Genomic DNA, 22,024 nt, shown 5'->3' on the forward strand with positions numbered 1-22,024 from the left:
GAATAAATACTCCTTGTCAGATAAAGGTGAGTTTTGACAAATGGACTGGACAACAATACTCAAAGCACAGCAAACTGATTTTATTCAAAGACTGAAATCTGGTGACTTACTCCATTGTGAGAAGGAAGGCCAGCATAGTGAGTTGACGGTTATCTCTGGAGAGAGGTTAAAGCAATTACGGGATTTTTGCTGGGATATGGCTAATAAATTCAAGCAACAATCCGATGTTAAAAACATCTTCTTCAATAATATGAAGGGAAAGCTGGGTGAGGAAGTTGTTAAAATCCGTTTAGGTGATTTTGTAACTGAAATTGATTATGAAAAACGCATTGGTGGAGATGGAAAAATTGATTTTACTTTAACTTCTGATTCATCTATTGGTATTCAGGTTAAAACCCGTTATGGATATTTTGATAAAGTTCAATGGACAATTGATAGAGAAGAAATTGAAAAAAATGCTGTTTTGGTTTGCATTTTATGTCAAGAAGAATTTAGTGAAATGGAAAAAGACTATCGTTTGATTATGGTTGGTTTTTTACCAACTAATATGATTAAATCAACTGGTGATAAAACTTTAGTGGGAATAGATGAATTACTTTATCCTGGTGGGTTACGTGGCTATTTAGAGAATTTATCATTTTATGATGCTGACAAATATATCAACTTAGGTGATGAGTATATTGTAAAAGAAGATTATCAAGGTGCGATTAATAATTATAGTCAAGCATTGCAGATAAATCCTAAAAATGCTCAAATATATTTTAAACGAGCAGAAATTCATCATCACCTGGGAAACTTCCAGAATGCTATAAATGATTATAGTCAAGCAATATACATTAATCCTAAAGACGCTTACTCTTATAATAATAGAGGAATTATTTACGAAAAATTTGGTTATATAGACTATGCTATTAATGATTATAAGAAAGCACTAAAAATTAATCCTAAAGAATCTGTAGTCTATTTGAATTTAGCAATTACTTACTATAACCTAGATGTAGATTGCAATTATTACAATTATATTATAAATAGAGATGAACTAATCATCAATTATTTGAATCAAGCGTTAAATATTAATCCTAACTTATATAAAGCATACCATGTTAGAGGAAAATTTCGTTTTCAAATAGGAGATGTAGCAGGTGCATTTGAGGATTTTAATATTGTATTAAAATTTGATCCTGACTATGCCTTAAATATTTATACATATCTTGCAGAAGTATACTACTATCGGGGAAATTACTATAGCGAAATAGGAAATAACAAAAATGCACTTGAAAATTTGAATTTGGCGGCTAATTTATATAAAAGACTAAATCATGAATTTAGTTATAGACGCACTATTAACTATATCCAATATGTTCAATCAAAATATTTTGAATATAATTTTGACGATGATGATAAATATCATCAATTTATTCTTAATTCAAACAATAAATCATTAGAAGTAAATAATGTTGATCTAAAATCAGCAGTAGGTATGAATTATACCCGTCTTCGTGACTTACTCACAGCAAGAAAATGGAAGGAAGCTGATGAAGAAACAACGCGAGTTATGTTAACGGTTGCGAAAAGGGAAAATCAAGGTTGGCTAGATTTTAACAGCATTGATAATTTCCCCTGTGAAGACCTCGCTACTATTGACCAGTTATGGGTAAATTACAGTAATGGGCGTTTTGGTTTCTCTGTTCAGAAGCGTATTTATCAAAATCTTGGTGGAACTAGACAGTACGACGACAAAATTTGGGATGTTTTTGGTGAAACTGTAGGCTGGAGAAAAGGAGGATACTGGTTATCTTACAAAGATATTACGTTTGATAAAAAAGTACCAGAATTTCATTTACCTTTGAGTCGCTTTTGGGTGGTAGGTGTGGGCGGTGGTTGGGGTATTTTAATTGGTATCTTCTCGCGTATCGAGACTTGTAATATTCCCCATAATAAAAAGGCTAAAAATCAAAATTCAACATTACCAGAATTAGATAATACTGATTTAATATCAGCAGTAGGACAAGATTACAGAAAACTGCGTAACTTACTTGCTGCGGAGAATTGGAAAGAAGCTGATATGGAAACAGCGCGGGTAATGTCAAATGTTGCGAAACTTGTAGAAATAGGTGGGTTAAAAAGAAAATACATTACTAATTTTCCCTCTAAAGACCTCCAAACCATTGATAAATTGTGGGTAAAATACAGTAATGGTAAATTTGGTTTTTCAGTTCAGAAAAAGATTTATCAAGAATTGGGTGGAGTAAGACACTACGACGATGATGTTTGGGAATCCTTTATTGACGAAGTAGGATGGATAACTTGGGGAAGGTCGAATTGGTATAGTAATGTTACTTTTAAAAAAACAGCACCACAAGGACATCTTCCTTGGCAAGTAACATCAGTTGGTAGTGGTCGATTGTGGGGCTGGGAGGGGTTTCTTCTCTCGCATCGAGACTTGTAATCTATAAAATATAAGTCTTTTTATAAGTAAACTCCTACTAGAAATGATATCCAAGTATCAAAATATAAATAAAATCTTGATATTTTGGAAAATTATCATTTTTAAAAACTAATTTGCTATAATTGTTATCGTAATTTATAAAAAAGTAAGAAAATGAAGAATTTTCATCGTGACCCTAATTATATTCACTATCTAGCTAAACAATTAGCTGGATCAGTTTTATCTCAGTCAGCATCTGGTTGTAGAAAAACGAGTCCGTCTATGGCTAGACTAGCAAGCCATGTTTTGTTAAATGAACATTTAGCTAGAGGTGGTGATAAATAACTAAGACAAATTCCTATCGGGTTAATTATTGATGCAAAATAAATTATCACGATAGGAAATTGATTTTATACTTTGATAAGCTTCGCTTTTTATATCACAAAATAATTGAGATTGATGACTTTATTAAATCCTGTAAATCCTATAATCCTGGACATCCTGATTCTGACAAATTAAAATATTAGTACACCACAAACAAAATCAACATCCCGTAAATCCTAAAATCCTGATTCTGACAAAAAATGCTATATCTCCAAGTAGAAAATATTCCTAAACGATGAGACACCCAAAACTAGAAGAAATTATGCAGGAATTGTGTAATAACTTGCTTGAAACATACCAAGATCAACTAATTGCAGTGATTCTTTTTGGTTCTCAAGCGCGTGGTGATGCTACTCCTGATTCAGATTTTGATGTAATAGTTATACTTAAGGATTTAGTGCAAGCAACCAAAGAAATTGAAAAAATTGGCTTTTTTCTTAGTCCCCTTTGTTTAAAATATAGTGTAGTAGTTTCTAACCTGTTTTACTCCCTCAGTCGTTTTGAAAAAGAACAAACAATGCTAATCCAAAATATCAAAAAAGAAGGTATTTATTTTTATGAACAAAGAACAAGAGTTTCTAGTGCAAAAAGCTCAAGATAGTCTGCGTGCAGCTAAAATTTTAGCTGGTGAAAATCTAGCTGATTTTGCGGCTTCTCGTGCTTATTATGCCATGTTTTATATAGCTGAAGCATTCCTAGTAGGTGAAAATCTCAGTTTTAGCAAACACTCTGCTGTAATTAGTAAGTTTGGCGAACTTTTTGCCAGAACTAGTAAAATTGATCCTAAATTTCACCGTTATCTAATTGATGCAGAACAGATACGTTTAAAGGGAGATTATGATCGTTCTGAACGTTTAACTGCTGAAGATGCAAAACTACTGATTGAAAGAACCGAAGAGTTCCTAGAATTAGTAAACTATCTATCATCTTGCTAATTCAAATAAATCAATGGTTAAATAAATAATGGTAATCTAACAGTAATATCAAGAATAATTGAACGCAGATAAACGCAGATAAACACAGATAAAAATGGACAATCAAAATTCAAAACATGAAACTTTCAAACAACATCCTGTTAATCCTAAAATCCTGGACATCCTGATTCAGACAAATGCAAAATTGAGAAATACTGGAGAGAATCATGAAAATCACCTACGACGCAGAAGTTGATGTTTTAAGAATTATATTCAGCAATATACCAATTGAAGAAAGTGATGAAGAAAAACCAGGAATCATTTTAGATTATGACGACGCTGGAAATATTGTAGGAATTGAAATAATAGACGCTTCTAAACGTATAGATAACCCATGTTTGTTTGAGTATTCTGTTAATAATTAGTAAGTTGAGTTGACATAAAAGCACCATTTGTATTAAATGAGAAGATTAACAACAGAAGTCGGGGATCTGAATTTTGTCAGAATCAGGATATCCAGGATTAAAGGATTTACAGGATTTTATTTTCTGATGAAAGCTTCCCCAATTCTGACATAATTAATTAGATGAACGAGAAAAATACTCCCTTCCCACACAAAGATAACTGATATTTTTTCTCTGTGTCCTCTGTGGTTCGTTTAAAAAAAATTAGTAATCTAACAGTAATATCAAGAATAATTGTAGCTTGCTTCCCGAAGGGTACGCAGATAAACGCAGATGAACACAGATAAAGATGGACAATCAAAAATCGGCGTTGCTGAATCGAGGTATGAAATTTCCAAATTGAACCTTTAAAAATCTTACCTTTGCGTCTTTGCGCCTTTGCGTGAGACTAAAATTCATACCCTTAATCAGCAACGCCCAAAAATCAAAACATGATATTTTCAAACAACATCCTGTAAATCCTTAAATCCTGGATATCCTGATTCAGACAAATTAAAATATTAGTACACCACAAATCAAATCAAAATCCTGGACATCCTGATTCAGACAAATAGTTAAGATTCTGTACTGGTAAAGTCTATTTTTTCATAAATATCAGCCAGAGAAATTTGACAAGAAACAGAAGTTAAATTTAAAGTATCATTAATATCTTCATATTCTAAAAACATCCATTTTCTATTATCAGTTTTGACATATTGTTCAACGTGAATTGTGTATTGGTCAATTAAAATATATTCTTGAAAACTAGCAATAGCCCGATAAGCTGCAAACTTTTCATCTCTATCATAACCTTTGGTAGATTTTGATAACACTTCAGCAATCATAACTGGATTAATAATAGTGTCATTTCTTCCTTCTGCAAACGCTAGGGGAGTTTGGACAACCATTACATCAGGATAAGTATGAATCCGTTGTTTAGGAATCCAAAGCCGTTGGTCAGTATAATAGACTTCGTAAGGCTGACGCTTGAGGGCAAAATGTATGGCAACATATAAATTACCAGCTATTTTATTATGATTTGGTGTTCCGCCTGTCATGGGGATAATTAATCCATCAATATATTCATGACGTAGTTCTGAATTTACCTCAAATTCTAGATATTCTTCAGGTGAGTAGTAGCGTATTTCTTGTGCAATAGTCATGATATCTAGATCCTTTTATTGCTTTACCATTTATGTTAGCTTACTTATATTTCATAGGTTATTAAACCTGCATCAAGATCAACGCCTACAGTTCCTCCCCGATTTTTCTCTACTTGTCGCCAGACATCATACCCCATTAAAATAGCCTTCTCCCAATCTCCTAAAGAACATTGAGAAACTTCTAAATGAGATGTCATATTTTTAATGGTTTTTAATAGTTGGTAATCTAATGTTGAAACACCTTCTAAAAAACCGTGATCTTTAGCATAGCTAAATACAAGTGCTGAGATACCTTCTTCAATAGCTACTGCACGACCTCCATCTTCAACTTCGTCAATAAGAGGATTACTTTTGCGCTTACGTTTAAGGATACTACGAGTAACTACAGACCAACCCAAAACTGCGGCATAGGAAAAATGAAAAATATCATGAAAGCGGTATCCATCACTTTTATAAGAATTATCTGTGAGGTCATTTCCTATTTGTTCTTTATTTATAAATGCTTTCATTTTGACTGAATTATCTTTGCTTATCTCTGTAATTTCTACTTCAAATTGTCGTGGTAAACTTTCATGCTCTGGAAATTTATTATCAAAGATATAACTTGTATTCTTATTATCTGTTTCTGTTGAATCTCTCCATCCCCAACGGTCATTGCACTTTCTTAAATTATCTTCTGCAATTTCTTGTAAATCAAGGTTAAATTTACTGGCTATATTGGAAATATACCAAAGCATATCTCCTAATTCTTCCGCAATTCCTTCTTTAAATAATTTGTGTGCATCACCATCGCGTAAATGTTTTTTATATTCTGTCATCAAAGAACCAACTTCACCCACTAAACCTAATAGCGGTATGATTAATTCACTACCTCCAACAGCAGGGATTTGATCTGTATTCAGTGCTTGTTTTTGATATTCAGAAAAATTCATAATCTAATTCCTTAAATTTCAAAGCCTGTAGGGTGTGTTAGCGAAAGCGTAATGCACCATTTTGAGTTAAGCTATAATGGTGCATTCATAACGTACCCTCCAAAATTAATTGGATAATTTATTTTTTGTAAGCCACATTTTTAGATAAAAAGCTTTCTTCCTTTAATAGGTCGAGCGCGTTGTAGTGGGTGAAATGGATGCCCATCTTTTGTTCGATCATCACCACGATTATTAACAAGACAGTAAAGCTTATAGCCAGAAATTAGACTTAGCACTTCTTCGTTCCGGTCCATAATTTTAGGAAACTTACCCCCACCCCAAGCTACAATAATTGATTCAGCACGTTTTGTTGCTGATTGAATATAAATATTATTTTCTGATCCTACAATATGATCAGTTGTTAGAAGAAGATCAGGACGTTTTGTAGCACGATACGCGAATAGATTAACTACTTCAAGAGAACCATAATCCCAAGATTTAGCCAAATTAATACATTTCGTGAGTGTTCTATCATCTTGTTGATGGTCAGCGGTACTTGGGTTAAGCATCACAAAAGTAACTTGTGGCAAATTTGCATCCCATTTACGCCCTAGTAAGTAGCGATAATTTCCGTCAATCTTGGCATACTTTTCCATTCCACCATACTTTCCTTTGAATTACTGTTGATTTATAAATACTAGAAGACATCAAAACAAACACAACTGTTGAGATTTTTCTAACTCTGTATTTTGCAAAGCTTTTGATTTTTTCTTCTGCGTTTCTTGCTTATATTGTTTATGCAATTTTAATAAAGTATCTGATATTTCAGATGTAGTTTTTACCAAAGAATCTAACTCTAAAGATAACTGCTGACCATTATCCTGCAAATTAGGAATTTCTAATGGTGGTAATCTCTGGGCTAAAGTTTCTTGAACTTTATCATTAATACACCATTTAGGTGGATAAAAATAATCAATTAGTTGGGGTGTTGCAGTGAATTTTGCTTTGATCTTTTTGCGATTACTTTTTAAATCAGGAAAAGCCGCTCGACAGTATTTGTCAGTTTCACAAAAAAGATTTTGACAGTCTATAGCTTGTAATGGACGACCCCAGAGAGATTGAAAATTTAAACCCAAACGTTGAAATTCATTTTCTTGATTTTCTGTCATCCAATAAATGACATCAGCATAACTTTTTCCCTCAGTATCAATAAAACATTTATTAATACCCCGTTCTGCTCCTGGTCCTGCTATGGTAAAACTATTTTCATCAAAATTAATAACTTCACTATAGTTAATATCTGTTGCTAATTGGTAAGCCATAAACTTACCTAACAATGGATATGATTCAATAATATGAAAAATCTCTTCTAAACTTTTAGCTTTGACTATGGGATTAATTACCTTATCTTTGACAACCATTTTATCAATTAATGCCAAGTGATTTTGGTGTTTTTTATCATAACCAAACTCTTTACTAGCACAGGACATATATGCACTAGTATAAATCACATATCCAAGATCCATAGCTTCTTGTAATATGGTTGAATATGCTTCTAAATCGAAGTTAGATACTGTAATATAATCTCCTATCTTGTTTTCTAAGTATTCCCATGTTTCTATTTTATTGAAAATTTTAAATAGCAAAATCCTAAATAAGACTTCTTCTTCATTTTGACTCCTATTCTCACTATAAATTACATTCTTGATCAAATATTGAGAAACCCGATCACTTACTCGATAAGCATTACAAAATTTATAAGTATTAAGAATAGGATCGCTTGTCCAGGGTGGTGGTACATTTTTAAGTTTGTTGAAAAATACTTCTTGACGCATAGCAGCAAATCGCCAATAAGTATCAAAAATTTCTTGTCTTACTTGCATATATTGTTCTCCTTGCTTCTCGTCATCAATATCAATCTTTCATCAAGTATGGAATAATACGGTGAGGTTAAACCCAAAATTAATATTATCAAAATTTTCCTTGGGTTGCGCTTTCCCTTAACCCAACCTGCCATTTTTTAACTTTACTTTACGCAAATGCGCTAAAAAATACTTTGTGTATTTGCGCCTAACCTGCGGGATGTCTAAATTTATGGGGTAATAAAGTTTAGTTAAGTCTAAAAATCAACATTATAGCGGTTATTGTGAGGATGCAATACAATTGAGGGCGCAAGCCCTGCGCCCCTACAGGTTTTGCGATTTGCTAACTGTATCCCACTTCACTGCATACCGCTATATCAAATTTTTGGTTGGGTTGCGCGATCGCTTAACCCAACCTACCATTTTTAAGTTTACTTGACGCAAAGACACAAAAAACACTTTGCGCCTTTGCTCCTTTGCGCCTCTGCGCGAAATAAAAGTTAACTAGATTGAACCTTATCCCGCAGCGTCAGGTAATGGTTTTTTCGGTGTTGCTAGTTGCAGGATGATATCTAGTAACCAAGGGGCGAGACGTTGGCATAATACGGCTAAGTGAGATTGCCAGCCGACTAGGATTTCTGCGGTATCGTTTTCTATGCCGATGACGAGCGCTTGGGCAACTTGTTCGGGTGTCATGGGGATCACTCCCCGAAATGATTGCAAGTCACGCACCATGTCTGTTTCGGTGAGGGAAGGGAGTAGGGCGATAACGCGGATATTGTGTTGGGCGAGTTCTTGACGTAAGGCTTGGGTAAATCCGACAATGGCAAATTTAGTGGCGGAATATGTGGCCATTGTCGGGGCGGCAACTTTCCCCATTAAGCTGGAGACATTGACAATGATTCCCTTTTTTTGACTAACCATGCGTTTGGCTATCAAGCTGGTGAGGGTGTACATTCCCAACAAATTGACGGAGAGTTCTTCTTGCAGTTGGGGAAGTTTTGATTGCAGAAACGAGTTTTGATGTGCGACTCCGGCACAATTTACGAGGAGATGAATGGGTCCATAACTGCGCCACAGTTGAGCTACGGCTATGTTAACGTTGATGGAGTGGGTTAAGTCTAACGCCATGATTGTAGTTTCTACACCTAAAGCTTCAATTTCGGCGGCTACTTCGGCTAACTTTTGGCGATCGCGTGCTACCAATATTAACCTTTTCATGCCTTGTTTGGCTAATTCTAGGGCGATCGCTTTACCAATGCCACGAGAAGCTCCGGTAATGAGTGCAACTTTTCCTTGAATCTTCATCGGGTTTCACCTCTAAATTCTTCATTCTTCGTCTTCCTGTTGCGTTCTTGGCAATCAATAGGTAAGACAATTAATGAACAGTACACAAAAATCAGATCTCCATGCAGTGACAAGATGGAAGCTACTTTTTCTGCTCATTTGCAATACCCCTTTATTGCTTCTCGAAAGTAGAAATTCCTGGTTGTCAGCATGGGAATAATCAACATAAAAGACTTTTGGCAGGATGGATAAAGCTCATTGATTTCACCTCTTTTAAATAATCCGAGCATTCACCAGTGCTGTCGTACCCACACACACTAGCAACTAAATCAAGTTATTGCAATATTTTTTAATCAGAATTCCTGATCAGTCATTTTCGTAAGATATATATATGGCAGTCGTGATTGATATAAGTTTTTATGAATAGTCAGGAATTTGTATCATGATCCCCTCACAATTCTGGGAATTTTGTGACCATGAATACATTTTTTTAACTTATTCAAGACAATTAATCTGTTGCATTTCTAGGGGATTAATTATAATTTTTGGTGAAACAACACTAATTTATCTGTGGTCAAATATTATTATTTTGTGTAAGTAGGTGAACACAATAAAACCAAACTGTGTAAAGAAACGTAAAATCGCCCAAACCCTCTTCACTCTTGCCTCTTGCCTCTTGCCTTTTGCCTTGCCATAACGACAATTTTCAACACCAACCTACTTAACTGCTGATAATATAGACAAATTTGCTAACGAATCCCCCAAAACAGCAGTTAAGTAAGTGGATGTAAAATAACCAAAATGTGTAACGATATGTAAATTCACCTCAATGCGTTATTGTGGTTGAGTTTTAGCCATTTCACAAAACGAAATATATTTTGATTCTCCCCCGCCCACCTACTTAAAATTACCTTGGTAACAGCTTATCAGGTTTTACTCTGCGGGTGTATTTGAAAACCCTTACTCTGTCCATAAAATACAGTTTTAAACTGTACCTGATTTGTACCAGGATTGTAGAGAGTATAGGTTGCTTGTCCTGGTATCCGTCCCACATTTCCGACCCCAATCACTTGACGAGGGGTAACTGTGACTGTTTGTGGGGAAAATTGATGATCAAGAGTAATGATTTCACTGGTAATAGATCCTGCTTGTAACTGATACTGAAAAGTTAACCCAGAACGACCGCAAAATAGATTATTTGCTTGCATTCTTGATAATCTATCTAACATTTGAATAGGAGGAGTATCCGGGGTCAGTTCATCATTTACCCCCATTGTCGAACCATGTATTAATAAACAATCTAATTCAAAAAAACCAAAATCGAGCGATCGCAACCATTGTACAGTCTGACGGGAAACACAATCCCACAACATCTGCACCGTATCACCCCCATATTTTGCCAGCAATTCCGGTGCGTCTCCAGTCGGACCCAAACCATGTAAAATCAAACACTGTTCTTCCCACCATCCCTTGCAAATCATTGGTTCTAATTCACCCCGACGAGGTGATTTCACCCTTGCCACTAGCTGTTCACATTCTCGCCTTGGTCCAACTAAATCACCGATGATATACAATGCCTCTACATAACGATTTTTCAGCTTAATATCAGCTATCACAGCCTCATAAGCTGCTAAATTTCCTTCAATTCCACTTAAAATTGCCCACATAATCAATTTTAGATTTTAGATTTTAGATTTTGGATTAGTTATTAGGACTTACGCATTGAGGAAGTTCACCAAATATGAAATGTGGATTTTATCTGTTGTAGGGTGCGTCAGACCCGATAATTTCACAAAAAACAGATTTTCTCTATCTGACGCACCTACTCAATCAGTTATTCCCAAAACTGAAAACGACGCAATTTCGTTTATTCATATCATGGCAGGTTTTACATTGCCTAAATCCTAGTTATTTTATCTAGTACAAACATGAGTTGGATCATCTGCGCGTTCAGCATACTCCAAACCATGCGCTAAACGCCAAGCAAAGATTTCTGGTAATCCCTTCTCTATAATTGCTGCACAGGTTTTTTGATAATCATAGGTCACTTCCCGCAAAGTCACCCCTTGAGTATCAGTTTCATAAATTACATAAGTTGCATTTGGTCGTCCATGTCGAGGTTCTCCAACAGAACCAACATTAACAATCTTCTTCAGCGCAGATGAAAAGCTAATTTTCCGTGATGCTGCTTGATTAGCAACTTGAACTTGTAACTCACCAGCATCAAGATTACGACTATAGGGAACATGAGTATGTCCACAAAACAGCACATCTGCACCTGTGGAAAGTACCCGTTCTAAGGCCACAAAAGCATCAAGTTCAGGTAACAAATATTCATGATTACTATGGGGACTACCATGAACAAAAGCTAAATTTTGCCACTGGAGACTATAGGGTAAACTGGCTAAAAATTCGCGGTTTTCTGGATGAATTTCCTTATTTGTCCATTCATGAGCTTGAAAACCTCTTTTTTCTGCTAATAATGAAGGATAACTACAATCGCAAGCATTCAATCCTTCCACAATATCTTCATCCCAACAACCAGCACAGGTAGGAATATCTAAAGAGCGAATTTGGTTAATTACCGCATTAGGATGTGGTCCATATCCTACCAAATCACCAACACAAAATATCTTCTCGGCTTTTTGTGAGTCAATATCTAATAATACAGCGTCTAAGGCTTCATAATTACCATGAATACATGACATGACAGCTATTTTCATACTTGTTGACCTTCTAATAAAATTTGTTGTACTTGCTGTTGATATTGAAAAATTAAGGATTCCGATAAACAACAATCCGATAATGTTGCTTTTAAAGCTGTTTCATCTAAATTTTTGCCTACTATTTCTATGCCACTAAACCGCTGAGGTCTACCTTGTAAATGTCGTGGTAAGTCTAATTCTAAAAAATCTATTTGGGGAACACCATTGACAAAATCACAGTAAAGAGAACGCCCATCATTAACATCGAAAATTGCCTTAGCACGAGTAACAATCCCATAAGCACCATGAGTTATTTCATGCCAAAATTCATCCAAACTATTTTCATCAATAACTTGACCTGTAGTTGCTACCCTCCATAAATTTTCTCCAATTATCATGGGTGCAGGTGCGCCATATATAATTTCATTTGCCCAACTATCATACTCCGAATTTTTTAACTCCGGAGGAATAACTGCTATAGCGTGGTAAGTGCGATGATCTAATATTTTTGATACACTGTCTAATTCCAAATAAGCACCCAATTCCACATAAACACTATCTGCTGTGGGTATTTGATAAAGAAATTCAATTTCTTGACCATCACTAAAAATTCTCAACTCAGGAAATTCAGTAGCTATTTTAGTTTGATCAATAGGAACATTCCCAGTTCCTGGACAAAAATAAATGACTTTTTTAACAGATCGAACATCTCGAATTTGTTGACAAATCCAGGTAGTTTTGCCCGCACCGGATAATCCAGCAACAACAGTAATCATGGGTAAAGACATAATCAATATAAATTATAATTTACGAGGGAAAATTTCCACAGAATTAAAAAAGCAACTTCTAACCCCAGTATGACAGGCAATACCACCAACTTGCTCAATTTTAATGAGAATTGTATCACCATCACAATCATAAAAAAGCTCTTTTACCTTTTGAATATGTGCAGATGTTGCCCCCTTATGCCATAACTGAGAACGAGAACGACTCCAATAATGAACTTCACCTGTAGCCAGAGTTTTTTGAATTGATTCTGCATTCATCCAAGCCATCATTAAAACAGTACCATCATAGTAATCTTGAGCTATAGCTGGAATTAAACCTTGCTCATTAAATTTCAAATTTCCAATCATGATAACTTATCCCTTTTCATCTGCGTTTATCGGCGTTTATCTGCGTTCAAATATCAATATAATGTAGAGATAAAAAATCTCTTATCCCTACATCACACAAAGCCTATTTAAAATTAGCACTGTGGCGAATCAAATTCATAAATTCTTCACGAGTCCGTGCGTCTTCAGAAAACACCCCACGCATGGCGCTGGTAACAGTCCAAGAACCTGGTTTTTGGACTCCTCTCATCACCATACACATATGAGTTGCTTCAATTACCACTGCAACTCCTTGAGGTTTGAGTAAACCTTGCAGTGCATTAGCAATTTGTAAAGTCAGCCTTTCTTGCACTTGTAAACGGCGAGCATACATTTCACAAATGCGGGCAATTTTTGATAAACCTATCACCTTACCATTAGGAATATAAGCAACATGAGCGCGACCAATGATTGGTAATATGTGGTGTTCGCAGGAACTAAAAATATCAATATCCCGGACTAACACCATTTCATTTGCATCTTCTGTAAATACTGCTCCATTTAGCAATTCATCTACAGATTGATCATATCCATTGGTCAGAAATTTTAAGGCTTTAACAACTCTTTTAGGAGTATCCTTTAATCCCTCGCGGTCTGGATTTTCTCCTAATCCAATCAGTAAAGTGCGTACAGCTTGCATCATCTCTGCTTCTGTTACGGTTGGTTGTTGCTGATGAGATAAAGATGAAATTACATCAGCGGCAGTTAGTTCTGGACGAATGGATAAAGTCATTATTTGAATTTAATAGAATGAGTTATGACGGAAGTTAATAGTTAAATATCTATGAATAACTACTAACTAAAGAAAGAGAATTTATCAACACTTTTAAATTATAACAAACATTTGTTAAGTTTTGTGTAAATCTCATTATTATCTAGTTTTCTGCCAACAAAAACTACCTGGTTTTTAGGTTGATTAGGCCATTCGTCAGCGTTCAATGTGTAACGAGGTCCACTCAGTTGAAAAATATGACGTAAATCACTATCACTAAACCATAAAATACCCTTAGCTCGAAATACATTCTCTGGCATTTCTTCGGTTAAGAAATTCTCAAATTTATGGACATCAAATGGTCTATCGGTTTGGAAAGAAATGGAAACAAACCCATCATTTTCTAAATGATCGGAGTGATGATGGTGATGTTCATGTGCATGATGATGTTCATGTTTATGGTGATCTTCATTATCAATGGCAATATACTGATCTTTTGGTGTTAAACCCACATCTAAAATTAGAGGTAAAGCAACTTCACCGTATTGAGTATGTAAAATTCTCGCTCCATGTTTAATATCATGGATGAAATTTTCTACTTCTTGTAGTTTGTCTGTGGTAACAAGGTCTGTTTTATTGAGGAGAATAATATCCCCATAGGTAATCTGTTTTAAAGCTGCTTCACTCTGAAAATGTTCTTCGTTAAAAGCTTCAGCATCTACTACTGTGAGAATTGAATCTATATTGGTTAAGTCTCTCAGTTCCGTGCCAAAAAAAGTTAAGATAATCGGTAAGGGATCAGCTACACCAGTGGTTTCAATGACTAGATAATCAATCCGTTCTTCTCGTTCTAAAACTCGATAAACAGCATCAACTAAACCATCATTAATTGTGCAACATATACAGCCATTACTAAGTTCTACCATATCTTTGTCTACAGAAATTAGTAATTGACTATCAATGTTAATATCACCAAACTCATTAACGAGGACAGCGACTTTTAAATCTTGCTTATTCTGAAGAATTTGATTTAAAAGTGTGGTTTTTCCACTTCCTAAAAATCCGGTAATAATAGTTACGGGCATTCCTTGTTTGGGAATTTCAGGAATGATGTTTGTTGTGTCGAGAGTGATGGTATTCATATCAAAATCTAGTGGTTTTATTTGTTGACTGTTTAAATCAGTGTTCTTAAAAGATCACTGACTTCTTTGATCTTAATGTTTTATCACTTGTAAATGATCTACAAGTTCACTTAAAGTCAAAACTCCTAAATCTCCAGCTTGTCTACTTCTGACACTCAAAGTTTTGCTTTCTACTTCTTTCTTACCAACAACGGCAACAACGGGAATTTTTTCCAATTGTGCTGTCCGAATTTGTTTCCCTAAACGTTCACCACTGCTATCTACTTCTACCCTAAATCCAACTTTTTTAAAATCTGCTGCTACTGATTTTGCATATTCTCGAAAGTCATCACTTACAGGTAACAACCGCAATTGTACAGGTGCTAACCACAAGGGGAAGTCTCCTGCATAATTCTCAATTAAAATCCCAAAAAAGCGTTCCAAAGATCCGAAAATAGCCCGGTGGATCATAATCGGTCTTTGCCGACTACCTTCAGCAGCAATATATTCCATATCAAACCTTTCTGGCAAATTAAAATCTACCTGAATAGTGGAACATTGCCACAAACGACCAATAGCATCTTTAATTTTAATGTCTATCTTTGGTCCATAAAAAGCCCCACCACCTTGATCAACAACATAATTCCAGCCCTTAGTATTTAAAGCTTGTTCTAGTGATGCTGACTGGACAATCAAAATCGTAGTAAAATCCAATTTCTGTGACGGGTCCAATTGCTACCTTAGTCCCTGGAAATAGTCTTTGTACCGCCATAGCCATGATATGGGCGCTGGTGTGCCGAATTCGTGTAAGTTTGTCGTCTTCGTGCAGGTTCAAGGTGTCTTGAGACTGGGTTATTGAACTGACCATATCAAACAAAAATGAGAATCGTTATCATAATAACGCAAAAAGGTGTGAATGTTACTAATTTTGGGGAAAATATTTTGAAGTCTAATTTATTACTTGCCTTGGCGACTAGAAGTCGCGGCTATACAGACAAAACCTACCTGTGTGGGTTTCAAACCTTTGATTTTTCATTAGTCCACGCAGGGGGTCACTGAGCTTGCCGATAGGGTAGCGTGGCGTTAGCTATAGTGTGAACTTTGTTTGTGTAGAAGCGTATCCCTGACGAGAGCCGGAAGCATCCTTGTAATCGCATAATCGCCGGAAACTGTTCAAACATCCTCTTAGTTGGCTCTGACTTCAGTGATACTATGGGAAAAATTGGGTAGTCCGAATTGCATCGTCTATGGCGTTGTATTGATGTTGTTTTCCGTTTAAAACCCTTAACTTTAGATTGGTTTTATTGTGTTCACCTACTTAATTAAATCTAAAAACGCCACCATCGCCTTGCGCAATAACTAAAGATTGCCATAACTATAGCCCCAGAAAATAGTAGAGTAATTACACCACCGGGAAGGAAAGTGATAATACCCAATCCTCTCAGTATAAACAAGGAAACACTAATCCCCATGAGCATCCCAAAACCCTGGATTAATTTGCCATTTAAAGAAGATTGACTCACAGTATTTTTCTCTTAACTCGAATTTACACTCTGGAAAATGAACTTGAGACTAATTATCTGCAAAAACTTGATGAATGGACCTGTAATTAGAATTTAGTGAGTTAAACTCAATGAAATCATTAGGGTTAATCACTGAAAAAGTTACCAAAATCACTAGATATGCATTATACTATGTCCAACTCAAATCTTAAAAATGTCGCTTACCCCACTCTACCGCTATTAGATACCCTCTGGAACCAAGATCAGCAAAGACGACTAATTCAGGGAGAAGTATTCACAGAAATTCGATCTCATACCCACTGGGGTGGTGCTGTTACTGCTTGGATGTATGTACCACTAGTTAGATCCCATGTCTGGCAACAAATTACAGATTACCCCCGTTGGATCCAATATTTTCCCGATATTACCAAAAGCGAGGTTATATCCAGGGGAGATGTTAAACGTCTGTATCAGGCAGCACAAAAAGCCTTTTTATTTTTGACAGCCCAAGTAGAAATTTATCTGAGTGTGGTGGAAGTATTAGGACAGCAAATCCACTTTCAGATGGAAAAAGGTTCATTTACAGATTTTCACGCCAAGTTAGAACTTCAAGATATGGGTAATGGTACTCTGTTAGCTTATACGGTACAAGCCACCCCCAACATCCCTATTCCCGGGATTTTTATTGAACAAGCAATGAATTTGGAGTTGCCAGCAAATCTGTGTAAAATGCGGCAGGTGCTTTGTAATCATCAATAATAGCAATGTCACAGGCAACAACTATTTTGGATTTTTGGTTTGGTCATCTAAATGACCCAAATTACGGGAAAATTCAACCGTTTTGGTTTGAAAAACAACCAGATTTCGATGCTAAAGTCCGCGACTTTTTTTTGGAAGATTACCAAAAAGCAGTAGCAGGATATTTACATGATTGGATGAATTCACCAGAAACCTGTCTAGCTTTAATTCTGTTGCTAGATCAATTTCCCCGAAATATGTTTCGCGATACCCCACAAGCCTTTGCAACGGACTGGGAAGCACTATCATTAGCGCAACACGCCACAAACAAAGGCTATGATAGACAACTATTAGCTGTGCAACGCTGGTTTATATATTTACCCTTTGAGCATAGTGAAAATATAGGAGATCAGCGTAAGTGCATCAAACTATTTCAAAGTCTTAGCCATGATCCCTACAGTGCAAAAGCGATCGCATCAGCTTTTCAACACAAGGAAATAATTGCCCGATTTGGTCGTTTTCCCCATCGTAATGCCATTTTAGGACGTATCTCTACTCCAGAAGAAGAGGAATTTTTAGCTTCTACTGTTTAAGCTAAAAAAAAATTGGCGTTGCTGATAGCCTGCGTGGCGTATCCCTGCGGGAGCCGGAGGCATTAGCCATATTGAGGTGAGGTACGAAATTCCCAAGTTGAACCTTTAAAACTCAAACCTCAGTGCGTCTTTGCGTGAGACTAAAATTCATACCCTTAATCAGCAACGCCAAAAAATTTAATCTAAGCAATCATAAGTTAACTCTTATAGTATGTATTGATAAAACCAATGGTTTATTTCAATATATTTTTGATACTTTGCAGCAAGGCTTTACTCAAGTGTGGTAGTATAACCACCAATGGTGTGTAACCTTGGTGACTTGACAAGAATATCAATATTTTACGGCAATATACTTTTCCTACTCAATAGCAAACCGTTAGTTTAACTGTGGTAATTTAACCTGTTGTTTTAGTTCAAACCTCGAAAAACATCATTTATTTTATGGACTTTTTAATTAATTCCGCGCTAACCTTAGCTTCTAATCAACTTAAATATTTTTCTCGTTTAAATAACTTCTGGCAGGTTTTTGATACTGCTTTTGGTACACAATACAACCGCAGCCTTGCGGAAATTCTGCGGTTACAGTGGGAAACTGGGGATTTTAGTCAACTTCCCCAAATAGAAGTTCTCGATAGTAGTATTCTTGGCGGTGCTAATGGCGCTTATGCTAGTAGCACAAATAAGATTTATTTATCAAATACCTTTGTTGCTGCTGCTTCTTTAGCAGCTATTAGTAGGGTATTGTTAGAGGAAATTGGGCATTTTGTAGATGCTAAAATTAACCAGACGGATAGCGCTGGAGATGAAGGGGCAATTTTTGCGGCTTTGGTACAGGGTCAAAATCTGGATGTGGAGACCTTACGAGTATTAAAGACAGAGAATGATCATAGTATAATTACTTTGAATGGGCAAAGTACCCCAGTAGAGCAGTCAGTTAACCTAAGCATTTCCCCTAGTAATGTAACTCAAACAGAGGGAAATTCAGGTACAAAAGCCTTTACCTTCACTGTCACCCGCAGTGAAGATACCAGTGGTAGCAGCAGTGCTAATTGGGCAGTAACCGGGTCTGGTACTAACCAAGCAGATGTTACGGATTTTGGTGGAACTTTTCCAACTAGCACGGTGGTTTTTGCAGCAGGTGAAACCACTAAAACTATCATAGTAGATGTGTTAGGAGACACCACTGTTGAGCCGGATGAAGGGTTTACAGTTACCCTTTCCAACCCCACCAATGCTACCATTACCACTGCAACTGCTGTAGGAACTATCGAAAACGATGATGATGTTGCTCTGGTCTTAGTTTCTCAGATTCTTGGTTCTGGTGTGACGACGGTAAAAGATGCTAAATTTACTGGGAGTAGCCAAGCTGTTGATACTTTTACTAATTCATCTGTTGGCATTGGTATTACTTCAGGAATTGTTCTGAGTTCTGGGAAAGTAGCCGATATCTACGGGAATAACGTCGATAATATTAGCACAGATTTTTCTGGAGCGGGCGATGCTGACTTGAATAAGCTGGTGAATGGATCTACCGAAGATGCTGCCGTTTTGGAGTTTGATTTCATACCAACAGATAGTTTTGTCAGTTTCGACTATGTTTTTGCATCTGAGGAGTATAAGGAATATGTTAATAGCCAGTATAACGATGTTTTTGGTTTTTTTGTAACCGATACCTCTGGAATAACAACCAATATTGCCGTTATTCCAGGAACACAAACTCCCATCACCGTCAATAACATTAACGATCAAAAAAATGCAAATCTCTATCGTGACAACCCACAATCAGGGAGTGGAAGCACCTATAATACAAAGTTTGATGGGTTTACGTCAGTTTTGACTGCTACAACTCCAGTTAAGCCGGGTGAAACTTATAAGTTTAAATTAGCTCTTGCTGATACTGCTGACTCTGCGCTTGATTCGGCAATTTTTATTGGTAAGGGTTTTAGTTCCTCATCCCTGGTTGCTAGCAACGACTCTTTCCTGGTCACATCAGCTTCACAAGCAAGTTTTGATGTTCTTAAGAATGATTTTGTCTCTTCTGGCAAACCTGTTATCTTAGACTTTAATTCTGTGAGTGATAAGGGAGGGAAGGTTTCTAGGGACAACAATCAAACGCCAACAGACCTATCCGATGACAAATTACTTTACACTCCACCCTTAGACTTTAATGGTATAGATACCTTCCAGTATACATTGGGAGATGGCCAAAATGGGACTGCTACTGGGAAAGTTTCCATTGAAGTTAAGAATATCTCGCTGGCGATCGCATCTACCAATGCCACCCAAACAGAAGGGAATTCAGGTACAAAAGCCTTTACCTTCACTGTCACCCGCAGTGAAGATACCAGTGGTAGCAGCAGTGCTAATTGGGCAGTAACAGGGTCTGGTACTGACCAAGCAGATGTTACGGATTTTGGTGGAACCCTACCAACTGGTACGGTGGGTTTTGCAGCAGGTGAAACCACTAAAACTATCATAGTAGATGTGTTAGGAGACACCACTGTTGAGCCGGATGAAGGGTTTACAGTTACCCTTTCCAACCCCACCAATGCTACCATTACCACTGCAACTGCTGTAGGAACTATTACCAATGACGATCGCACCCTCACCCCCATTACTGATTATGCACCCAACGTGAATATATCCACGGGTTTGATTTTCAGCACCAATGGCGGAGGAAATCTGTCTTTAGACACAAATAGACTATCCGCGTCTAATGAAGTTACTGGTGTCCAAAATGGAACAAAGTCCAATTTCAACCACTTATTTGGACTATATGAGGTTGTGGATGCTGAAGGAGGAATTAATACTGAGAAAGGGGTATTAAAACCGGGAGATAGCGATTATGCGTTTTACGCTCTCACCACTGCTAGAGTCAAGGACTTTATAGTGCAAGCAGGTAGTAGCGATACTCCCAGCACCGCTACACAATTAGGGTCTGGTGTGTCACTTCAAGGTAATAAGTTTTATGCTCCTTTTGTTATTGCTAACTGTGGAACTTACTTCCCCAATTTACAACAGGGAGTAGAAGATTTCGTCGCTGCTGAAAACGGAGACGTAAACCGGTTTGCCAATGCACCTCAATATGTCCGAGACCTTGTTGCTACGGAAGCAGGTAATGAGTTCAATAATGCACCTAGATTCCTACAGGAACCTGTAGCCTATTTTAGCTTTGGGTCAGCTAATCCCGATAAATCTCCCCACCTCCGTTCCTATGGTAATGGGGTCTATGGATTTGAGGATTTACCCGCTACCGCTACCCAATATTCCAACAATGATTTCAATGATGCGGTTTTTGCTCTTTCTTAAACTTGAGGTTGTTGGTTTCTCAACTTCTCCATCCGGTAATAGGGAACTCCTAACTGGGAACAGGGCCAGAGCAAAGAGAAAAAATTTTGCCATAATATTCAAAAATATCGCTTATTTCTTTTAGACAGCAAGTCTTATGAGATTTCTGGCGTTGCTGATTAAGGGTATGAATTTTAGTCTCACGCAAAGGCGCAAAGCTTAGTGATGCAGAAAAGTCCTGAACGATTGAAATATGGGTAATTTTAGAGAGACGAAGATGACAAAGAGGGGGAAGCTTAGTGGTGCAGAAAACTTTTTTGAGTTTCACAATGAAAAGCCTGAAGGGTTAAAATAGAAGCTGAAACCCAATGACCTCGTTCGATGTCTTGAGAAATCCCAAATCCATTGTTTCGGGTATAATCATTTATTTATAGGTGTTTCAGGGGTTTTCTGCACCACCAAGGAAGCTTGGAGTCAGTGTTTAGCTGAAATGATCGCAGTTCAGAGAATTAATGATGATTTTGTTAGTGATGTTTTTGGAGTTGTTTCTAAGAGACTTCCAAATAAAAAAATGTCCCAAAACTGATGCAAAAATTCTCTCTCTGTGTACTCTGTGCCTCTGTGGTTCGTTTCTTGGGATAATTTATTTCTGGGAAGTCTCTAACGGAAAAATATGGCAATTTGGAAAATTGGGTGGTGATGTGTTTACTCGAAATAAAAATCTATATATGATTCAAGATTTAGATAAATTATTTGCTGCGGTGAATTATATTTTCCAACAATGTGAATTAAAAATCCAAAAACAATAAATAATCTCAT

The 22,024-nt window shown here is 36.6% G+C and carries 21 protein-coding genes and 1 pseudogene; 9 read left to right on the forward strand and 13 right to left on the reverse strand.

The genetic code is table 11. From position 1 onward, the window contains the following. Nucleotides 1-196: 196 nt before the first annotated feature. The 5 genes from IQ226_RS25810 to IQ226_RS01090 all read left to right on the forward strand — a co-directional run bounded on the left by IQ226_RS25810 (nucleotide 197) and on the right by IQ226_RS01090 (nucleotide 4,151). A complete protein-coding gene (locus IQ226_RS25810; RefSeq protein WP_370567061.1) occupies nucleotides 197-2,449 on the forward strand; it encodes a GUN4 domain-containing protein in 2,253 nt (750 codons plus the stop codon). 153 nt (nucleotides 2,450-2,602) lie between these two features. Beyond that, nucleotides 2,603-2,773 carry a hypothetical protein gene (locus tag IQ226_RS01075; RefSeq protein WP_193891005.1) on the forward strand — a complete coding sequence of 57 codons (171 nt, stop codon included), beginning with the start codon at nucleotides 2,603-2,605 and terminating at the stop codon, nucleotides 2,771-2,773. Between the two features lie 301 nt (nucleotides 2,774-3,074). After that, nucleotides 3,075-3,413 carry a nucleotidyltransferase domain-containing protein gene (locus IQ226_RS01080; protein ID WP_228039183.1) on the forward strand — a complete coding sequence of 113 codons (339 nt, stop codon included), beginning with the start codon at nucleotides 3,075-3,077 and terminating at the stop codon, nucleotides 3,411-3,413. Beyond that, nucleotides 3,370-3,747 (forward strand): HEPN domain-containing protein, encoded by a 378-nt coding sequence (locus IQ226_RS01085; protein WP_193891010.1) that lies wholly within the window; start codon nucleotides 3,370-3,372, stop codon nucleotides 3,745-3,747. The genes IQ226_RS01080 and IQ226_RS01085 overlap by 44 nt, the downstream gene beginning before the upstream one ends. Before the next feature lie 206 nt (nucleotides 3,748-3,953). Then, nucleotides 3,954-4,151, forward strand: a complete 198-nt coding sequence (locus tag IQ226_RS01090; RefSeq protein WP_039202281.1) for a DUF2283 domain-containing protein — start codon at nucleotides 3,954-3,956, stop codon at nucleotides 4,149-4,151. Nucleotides 4,152-4,744: 593 nt separating this feature from the next. Here IQ226_RS01090 and IQ226_RS01095 read toward each other — a convergent pair. The 13 genes and pseudogenes from IQ226_RS01095 to IQ226_RS01155 form a co-directional block, all read right to left on the reverse strand. Beyond that, the gene (locus IQ226_RS01095; protein WP_193891012.1) at nucleotides 4,745-5,332 is read right to left on the reverse strand and encodes a Uma2 family endonuclease; all 588 of its coding nucleotides are present in this window, start codon (nucleotides 5,330-5,332) and stop codon (nucleotides 4,745-4,747) included. 44 nt (nucleotides 5,333-5,376) lie between these two features. Further along, nucleotides 5,377-6,264, reverse strand: a complete 888-nt coding sequence (locus tag IQ226_RS01100) for a nucleoside triphosphate pyrophosphohydrolase family protein (RefSeq protein WP_193891014.1) — start codon at nucleotides 6,262-6,264, stop codon at nucleotides 5,377-5,379. Between the two features lie 140 nt (nucleotides 6,265-6,404). After that, nucleotides 6,405-6,899, reverse strand: a complete 495-nt coding sequence (locus IQ226_RS01105; RefSeq protein WP_193891016.1) for a DUF1643 domain-containing protein — start codon at nucleotides 6,897-6,899, stop codon at nucleotides 6,405-6,407. A gap of 51 nt (nucleotides 6,900-6,950) precedes the next feature. Beyond that, nucleotides 6,951-8,126 (reverse strand): nucleotide kinase domain-containing protein, encoded by a 1,176-nt coding sequence (locus IQ226_RS01110; RefSeq protein WP_193891018.1) that lies wholly within the window; start codon nucleotides 8,124-8,126, stop codon nucleotides 6,951-6,953. A gap of 495 nt (nucleotides 8,127-8,621) precedes the next feature. Beyond that, entirely contained in the window at nucleotides 8,622-9,413 is a 792-nt protein-coding gene (locus IQ226_RS01115; RefSeq protein WP_193891020.1) for an SDR family oxidoreductase, read from the reverse strand. A gap of 905 nt (nucleotides 9,414-10,318) precedes the next feature. Beyond that, nucleotides 10,319-11,065: a metallophosphatase gene (locus tag IQ226_RS01120; RefSeq protein ID WP_168465504.1), complete on the reverse strand. Its 747-nt coding sequence runs from the start codon at nucleotides 11,063-11,065 to the stop codon at nucleotides 10,319-10,321. Nucleotides 11,066-11,305: 240 nt separating this feature from the next. After that, nucleotides 11,306-12,115 carry a metallophosphoesterase gene (locus IQ226_RS01125; protein ID WP_193891023.1) on the reverse strand — a complete coding sequence of 270 codons (810 nt, stop codon included), beginning with the start codon at nucleotides 12,113-12,115 and terminating at the stop codon, nucleotides 11,306-11,308. Beyond that, a complete protein-coding gene (locus tag IQ226_RS01130; RefSeq protein ID WP_193891026.1) occupies nucleotides 12,112-12,885 on the reverse strand; it encodes a GTP-binding protein in 774 nt (257 codons plus the stop codon). Before IQ226_RS01130 ends, IQ226_RS01125 begins: the two co-directional genes overlap by 4 nt. A gap of 12 nt (nucleotides 12,886-12,897) precedes the next feature. Continuing rightward, complete coding sequence (hisI, locus tag IQ226_RS01135; protein ID WP_193891029.1) at nucleotides 12,898-13,233, reverse strand: phosphoribosyl-AMP cyclohydrolase; 336 nt, start codon at nucleotides 13,231-13,233, stop codon at nucleotides 12,898-12,900. 103 nt (nucleotides 13,234-13,336) lie between these two features. After that, nucleotides 13,337-13,984 carry a GTP cyclohydrolase I FolE gene (gene folE, locus IQ226_RS01140; RefSeq protein ID WP_039202293.1) on the reverse strand — a complete coding sequence of 216 codons (648 nt, stop codon included), beginning with the start codon at nucleotides 13,982-13,984 and terminating at the stop codon, nucleotides 13,337-13,339. Between the two features lie 98 nt (nucleotides 13,985-14,082). Then, nucleotides 14,083-15,105, reverse strand: coding sequence for a GTP-binding protein (locus IQ226_RS01145; RefSeq protein ID WP_193891032.1), 1,023 nt, complete (start codon nucleotides 15,103-15,105; stop codon nucleotides 14,083-14,085). A 72-nt stretch (nucleotides 15,106-15,177) separates the two neighbouring features. Further along, a pseudogene (locus IQ226_RS01150) lies at nucleotides 15,178-15,759 on the reverse strand (His/Gly/Thr/Pro-type tRNA ligase C-terminal domain-containing protein); the annotation flags it as partial. A 653-nt stretch (nucleotides 15,760-16,412) separates the two neighbouring features. Continuing rightward, nucleotides 16,413-16,607: a hypothetical protein gene (locus IQ226_RS01155; protein ID WP_193891035.1), complete on the reverse strand. Its 195-nt coding sequence runs from the start codon at nucleotides 16,605-16,607 to the stop codon at nucleotides 16,413-16,415. 171 nt (nucleotides 16,608-16,778) lie between these two features. Between IQ226_RS01155 and IQ226_RS01160 the strand changes: the two genes are divergently transcribed. The 4 genes from IQ226_RS01160 to IQ226_RS01175 all read left to right on the forward strand — a co-directional run bounded on the left by IQ226_RS01160 (nucleotide 16,779) and on the right by IQ226_RS01175 (nucleotide 22,014). Next, nucleotides 16,779-17,345, forward strand: coding sequence for an SRPBCC family protein (locus tag IQ226_RS01160; protein ID WP_193891038.1), 567 nt, complete (start codon nucleotides 16,779-16,781; stop codon nucleotides 17,343-17,345). A gap of 5 nt (nucleotides 17,346-17,350) precedes the next feature. Next, nucleotides 17,351-17,917, forward strand: a complete 567-nt coding sequence (locus tag IQ226_RS01165) for a DUF924 family protein (protein ID WP_193891040.1) — start codon at nucleotides 17,351-17,353, stop codon at nucleotides 17,915-17,917. Nucleotides 17,918-18,358: 441 nt separating this feature from the next. Beyond that, nucleotides 18,359-21,226, forward strand: a complete 2,868-nt coding sequence (locus IQ226_RS01170) for a choice-of-anchor L domain-containing protein (protein ID WP_193891043.1) — start codon at nucleotides 18,359-18,361, stop codon at nucleotides 21,224-21,226. A gap of 491 nt (nucleotides 21,227-21,717) precedes the next feature. After that, entirely contained in the window at nucleotides 21,718-22,014 is a 297-nt protein-coding gene (locus IQ226_RS01175) for a hypothetical protein (RefSeq protein WP_193891352.1), read from the forward strand. Nucleotides 22,015-22,024 lie beyond the last annotated feature (10 nt).

This window comes from Dolichospermum sp. LEGE 00240, assembly GCF_015207875.1.
Lineage (GTDB): Bacteria > Cyanobacteriota > Cyanobacteriia > Cyanobacteriales > Nostocaceae > Dolichospermum > Dolichospermum gracile.